The 5,723-nt window shown below is 55.4% G+C and carries 2 tRNA genes and 3 rRNA genes; all 5 read left to right on the top strand.

What is annotated here, in order from left to right:
- Window positions 1-256 precede the first annotated feature (256 nt).
- The 5 genes from B1991_RS17715 (at window position 257) to rrf (ending at window position 5,605) form a co-directional block, all read left to right on the top strand.
- Window positions 257-1,802, top strand: a 16S ribosomal RNA gene (locus tag B1991_RS17715).
- Between the two features lie 197 nt (window positions 1,803-1,999).
- Window positions 2,000-2,076 (top strand) — tRNA-Ile (locus B1991_RS17720).
- 64 nt (window positions 2,077-2,140) lie between these two features.
- A tRNA-Ala gene (locus B1991_RS17725) sits at window positions 2,141-2,216 on the top strand.
- A gap of 205 nt (window positions 2,217-2,421) precedes the next feature.
- Window positions 2,422-5,300: ribosomal RNA gene (locus tag B1991_RS17730) — 23S ribosomal RNA — on the top strand.
- A 191-nt stretch (window positions 5,301-5,491) separates the two neighbouring features.
- Window positions 5,492-5,605, top strand: a 5S ribosomal RNA gene (gene rrf / locus B1991_RS17735).
- The 16S, 23S and 5S rRNA genes sit together here with 2 tRNA genes alongside, the layout of an rRNA operon.
- Window positions 5,606-5,723: the final 118 nt, after the last annotated feature.

The following is a 5,723-nucleotide window of genomic DNA, read 5'->3' on the forward strand; positions in this document are numbered from 1 at the left end:
GTGTTGACGGCCTCGGAAAGCGATGTAGAATGGGCGGCTCACCCGGGACGAAAGGTCACGGGGCGATCCTCGCAAGAGGATCGGGCAGGAAGATCTTTGACAGTGTGCGCAGGTGAATTGTGTGGACGTCTTGCGTTGATGGGTAGTGACCTGTCCAAGCAATGCAAGCGTCCCACCAAAGAAAGTCAGTAATGAGTTTCAATGGTTGGGAACATACGCTTCAGAAAGATAGATCGTCTTCGGACGATCGAAAACTTAAGTGAAGAGTTTGATCCTGGCTCAGATTGAACGCTGGCGGCATGCCTAACACATGCAAGTCGAACGGCAGCACAGAGGAGCTTGCTCCTTGGGTGGCGAGTGGCGGACGGGTGAGTAATGCATCGGGATCTACCCTGACGTGGGGGATAACCTCGGGAAACCGGGACTAATACCGCATACGTCCTACGGGAGAAAGCGGGGGACCTTTTAGGCCTCGCGCGGCAGGACGAACCGATGTGCGATTAGCTAGTTGGCGGGGTAATGGCCCACCAAGGCGACGATCGCTAGCTGGTCTGAGAGGATGATCAGCCACACTGGGACTGAGACACGGCCCAGACTCCTACGGGAGGCAGCAGTGGGGAATATTGGACAATGGGCGCAAGCCTGATCCAGCAATGCCGCGTGTGTGAAGAAGGCCTTCGGGTTGTAAAGCACTTTTATCAGGAGCGAAATCTGCATGCTTAATACGTGTGCAGTCTGACGGTACCTGAGGAATAAGCACCGGCTAACTTCGTGCCAGCAGCCGCGGTAATACGAAGGGTGCAAGCGTTAATCGGAATTACTGGGCGTAAAGGGTGCGTAGGCGGTTAGTTAAGTCTGTTGTGAAATCCCCGGGCTCAACCTGGGAATGGCAATGGATACTGGCTAGCTAGAGTGTGTCAGAGGATGGTGGAATTCCCGGTGTAGCGGTGAAATGCGTAGAGATCGGGAGGAACATCAGTGGCGAAGGCGGCCATCTGGGACAACACTGACGCTGAAGCACGAAAGCGTGGGGAGCAAACAGGATTAGATACCCTGGTAGTCCACGCCCTAAACGATGCGAACTGGATGTTGGTCTCAACTCGGAGATCAGTGTCGAAGCTAACGCGTTAAGTTCGCCGCCTGGGGAGTACGGTCGCAAGACTGAAACTCAAAGGAATTGACGGGGGCCCGCACAAGCGGTGGAGTATGTGGTTTAATTCGATGCAACGCGAAGAACCTTACCTGGCCTTGACATGTCCGGAATCCTGCAGAGATGCGGGAGTGCCTTCGGGAATCGGAACACAGGTGCTGCATGGCTGTCGTCAGCTCGTGTCGTGAGATGTTGGGTTAAGTCCCGCAACGAGCGCAACCCTTGTCCTTAGTTGCCAGCGAGTAATGTCGGGAACTCTAAGGAGACTGCCGGTGACAAACCGGAGGAAGGTGGGGATGACGTCAAGTCCTCATGGCCCTTACGGCCAGGGCTACACACGTACTACAATGGTCGGTACAGAGGGTTGCAATACCGCGAGGTGGAGCCAATCCCAGAAAGCCGATCCCAGTCCGGATTGGAGTCTGCAACTCGACTCCATGAAGTCGGAATCGCTAGTAATCGCGGATCAGCTATGCCGCGGTGAATACGTTCCCGGGCCTTGTACACACCGCCCGTCACACCATGGGAGTGGGTTGCTCCAGAAGGCGTTAGTCTAACCGCAAGGAGGACGACGCCCACGGAGTGGTTCATGACTGGGGTGAAGTCGTAACAAGGTAGCCGTATCGGAAGGTGCGGCTGGATCACCTCCTTTCGAGAACGACACGTCGCACCGATCGGTGCAAGACGTCCACACAAGACACCTGTACTTCACGCGACATCCTGTCGCGAAGAGCGAAGATCAAGACCGGCCATCCGTGGCCGGACTCTTCATCAACAGCGGCTTCGAATCGGGTTCTAGGCAACTTGCCCAGGGGGCTTGGCTCGCGGGTTCTGGGGTTCACCTTTCATGGGTCTGTAGCTCAGGTGGTTAGAGCGCACCCCTGATAAGGGTGAGGCCGGTGGTTCGAGTCCACCCAGACCCACCATCACCTCACGCGGATCCATCCGCGAAGGGCAGATCAAGACCGCCGTCCCGGGCGGACTCCTCAAGGGGCCATAGCTCAGCTGGGAGAGCACCTGCTTTGCAAGCAGGGGGTCGTCGGTTCGATCCCGACTGGCTCCACCACTCCGGTGGCCGCGTGAAGTATCAGCACACGAAAGATTTTGAAATCGACCGGCATTGAGGCCGGCACGATGTTCTTTGAAAACACGTAAACGAGTGACAAGCGTCTTGGTTCGAACCGAACCGAGGCAAGTGTTAAGGCACGAAAACGAAGTAACTTGGCTGCACCTGAGGAGGGTGCATGCCCCGAGGCGACTTGGGGTTATATGGTCAAGCGACTAAGCGTATACGGTGGATGCCTTGGCAGTCAGAGGCGATGAAGGACGTGGCAGCCTGCGAAAAGTGTCGGGGAGCTGGCAACAAGCTTTGATCCGGCAATGTCCGAATGGGGAAACCCACCGCGCAAGCGGTATCGCATGATGAATACATAGTCATGCGAGGCGAACCCGGGGAACTGAAATATCTAAGTACCCGGAGGAAAAGAAATCAACCGAGATTCCGTCAGTAGCGACGAGCGAACGCGGACTAGCCCAAAAGTATCTTGTGTTCTAGTCAAACGGGATGGAAAGCCCGGCCATAGATGGTGATAGCCCAGTCGACGAAAGGGCACTTGATATGAAATTGAGTAAGGCGGGGCACGTGAAACCTTGTCTGAACATGGGGGGACCATCCTCCAAGGCTAAATACTCCTGACTGACCGATAGCGAACTAGTACCGTGAGGGAAAGGCGAAAAGAACCCCGGAGAGGGGAGTGAAATAGACCCTGAAACCGTATACGTACAAGCAGTGGAAGCCCGCAAGGGTGACTGCGTACCTTTTGTATAATGGGTCAGCGACTTACTGTCAGTGGCAAGCTTAACCGTATAGGGGAGGCGAAGAGAAATCGAGTCTGAATAGGGCGCATAGTCTCTGGCAGTAGACCCGAAACCGAGTGATCTATCCTTGGCCAGGTTGAAGGTGCGGTAACACGCACTGGAGGACCGAACCCACATCTGTTGCAATAGATGGGGATGAGCTGAGGATAGGAGTGAAAGGCTAAACAAACTCGGAGATAGCTGGTTCTCCTCGAAAGCTATTTAGGTAGCGCCTCGGACGAATCTTCCTGGGGGTAGAGCACTGTTATGGCTAGCGGGTCATCGCGACTTAGCAAACCATGGCAAACTCCGAATACCAGGACAGACTATCCGGGAGACACACGGCGGGTGCTAACGTCCGTCGTGAAAAGGGAAACAACCCAGACCCGCAGCTAAGGTCCCCAAGTTCTAGCTAAGTGGAAAACGATGTGGAAAGGCATAGACAGCCAGGAGGTTGGCTTAGAAGCAGCCATCCTTTAAAGAAAGCGTAATAGCTCACTGGTCGAGTCGGTCTGCGCGGAAGATTTAACGGGGCTAAGCTAGACACCGAAGCTCGGGGTGCACAGCAATGTGCGCGGTAGAGGAGCGTTCCGTAAGCCTGTGAAGGTGTGTCGTAAGGCATGCTGGAGGTATCGGAAGTGCGAATGCTGACATGAGTAACGATAAGGGGGGTGAAAAGCCCCCCCGCCGAAAGCCCAAGGTTTCCTCGCGCAACGTTCATCGGCGCAGGGTGAGTCGGCCCCTAAGGCGAGGCAGAAATGCGTAGTCGATGGGAAGCGGGTTAATATTCCCGCACTTTTCTACAGTGCGATGTGGGGACGGAGAAAGTTAGGTCTACCGGGCGTTGGTTGTCCCGGGGAAAGGCGGTAGGCATGGATCTTTGGCAAATCCGGGATCCTTTATGCCGAGCACTCATGACGAGCCCTTTTGGGCGAAGTGACTGATACTACGCTTCCAGGAAAAGCCACTAAGCTTCAGCTGTAGAAGAACCGTACCGTAAACCGACACTGGTAGGCAGGGTGAGAATCCCAAGGCGCTTGAGAGAACTCGGGTGAAGGAACTAGGCAAAATGGCACCGTAACTTCGGGAGAAGGTGCGCCCATCGACGTGGTCACGTGCGTGACTGAGCGTTGATGGGTCGCAGTAACCTGGCCGCTGCGACTGTTTATCAAAAACACAGCACTCTGCAAACACGAAAGTGGACGTATAGGGTGTGACGCCTGCCCGGTGCTGGAAGGTTAATTGATGGGGTCAGCCGCAAGGCGAAGCTCTTGATCGAAGCCCCAGTAAACGGCGGCCGTAACTATAACGGTCCTAAGGTAGCGAAATTCCTTGTCGGGTAAGTTCCGACCTGCACGAATGGCGTAACGACAGCGGCGCTGTCTCCACCCGAGACTCAGTGAAATTGAATTCGCTGTGAAGATGCAGCGTTCCCGCGGCAAGACGGAAAGACCCCGTGAACCTTTACTATAGCTTTACACTGAACGTTGAGTTCTTCTGTGTAGGATAGGTGGGAGGCTTTGAAGTGCAGACGCCAGTTTGCATGGAGCCATCCTTGAAATACCACCCTGAAGTGCTTGACGTTCTAACCTCGGCCCGTAATCCGGGTCAGGGACCGTGTATGGTGGGTAGTTTGACTGGGGCGGTCTCCTCCCAAAGAGTAACGGAGGAGCACGAAGGTACGCTCAGCGCGGTCGGACATCGCGCACTGTGTGCAAAGGCATAAGCGTGCTTGACTGCGAGATCGACGGATCAAGCAGGTACGAAAGTAGGTCTTAGTGATCCGGTGGTTCTGTATGGAAGGGCCATCGCTCAACGGATAAAAGGTACTCCGGGGATAACAGGCTGATACCGCCCAAGAGTTCATATCGACGGCGGTGTTTGGCACCTCGATGTCGGCTCATCACATCCTGGGGCTGTAGCCGGTCCCAAGGGTATGGCTGTTCGCCATTTAAAGTGGTACGCGAGCTGGGTTCAGAACGTCGTGAGACAGTTCGGTCCCTATCTGTCGTGGGCGTTGGAGATTTGAGGGGGGCTGCTCCTAGTACGAGAGGACCGGAGTGGACGTTCCGCTGGTGTTCGGGTTGTCTCGCCAGAGGCATTGCCCGGTAGCTATGAACGGAAGTGATAACCGCTGAAAGCATCTAAGCGGGAAGCACGCCCCAAGATGAGATCTCCCGAGAGCTTGACTCTCCTCAAGGCACCATCAAGACCAGGTGGTTGATAGGCAGGATGTGGAAGCGCAGCAATGCGTTGAGCTTACCTGTACTAATGAGCCGTGCGGCTTGACCATATAACCCCAAGTGGCTTCGCGGGTTTTAATGCAGCCCGATTCGATTTACCCAGACGCTTGTCACTCGTTTACATGTATTTGTCGTGAGGTCCTCTCACGAAGAGCAAAACCCGCCATCCGTGGCGGACTCTTCAAAAGGGCCTTGCCCCAGAGATTGAAGCCGGCGCTCCATGCGCTGCTTCAACCCCTTCCCTGGCGGCCATAGCGGCGTGGTCCCACCTGATCCCATCCCGAACTCAGAAGTGAAACGCGCATGCGCCGATGGTAGTGTGGCTTTGCCATGCAAGAGTAGGTCACCGCCAGGGGCTTTATCCCAAAAACCTCCACCCGACACGGTGGGGGTTTTTTCTTGGTCGGCTGTTGCTGCGACGATTGCCGATCGTCGCAGCAACAGGTCACCGCCAGGGGCCTTACCCCGAACAC

Source organism: Rhodanobacter lindaniclasticus (assembly GCF_004799035.1).
Taxonomy (GTDB): Bacteria; Pseudomonadota; Gammaproteobacteria; order Xanthomonadales; family Rhodanobacteraceae; genus Rhodanobacter; species Rhodanobacter lindaniclasticus.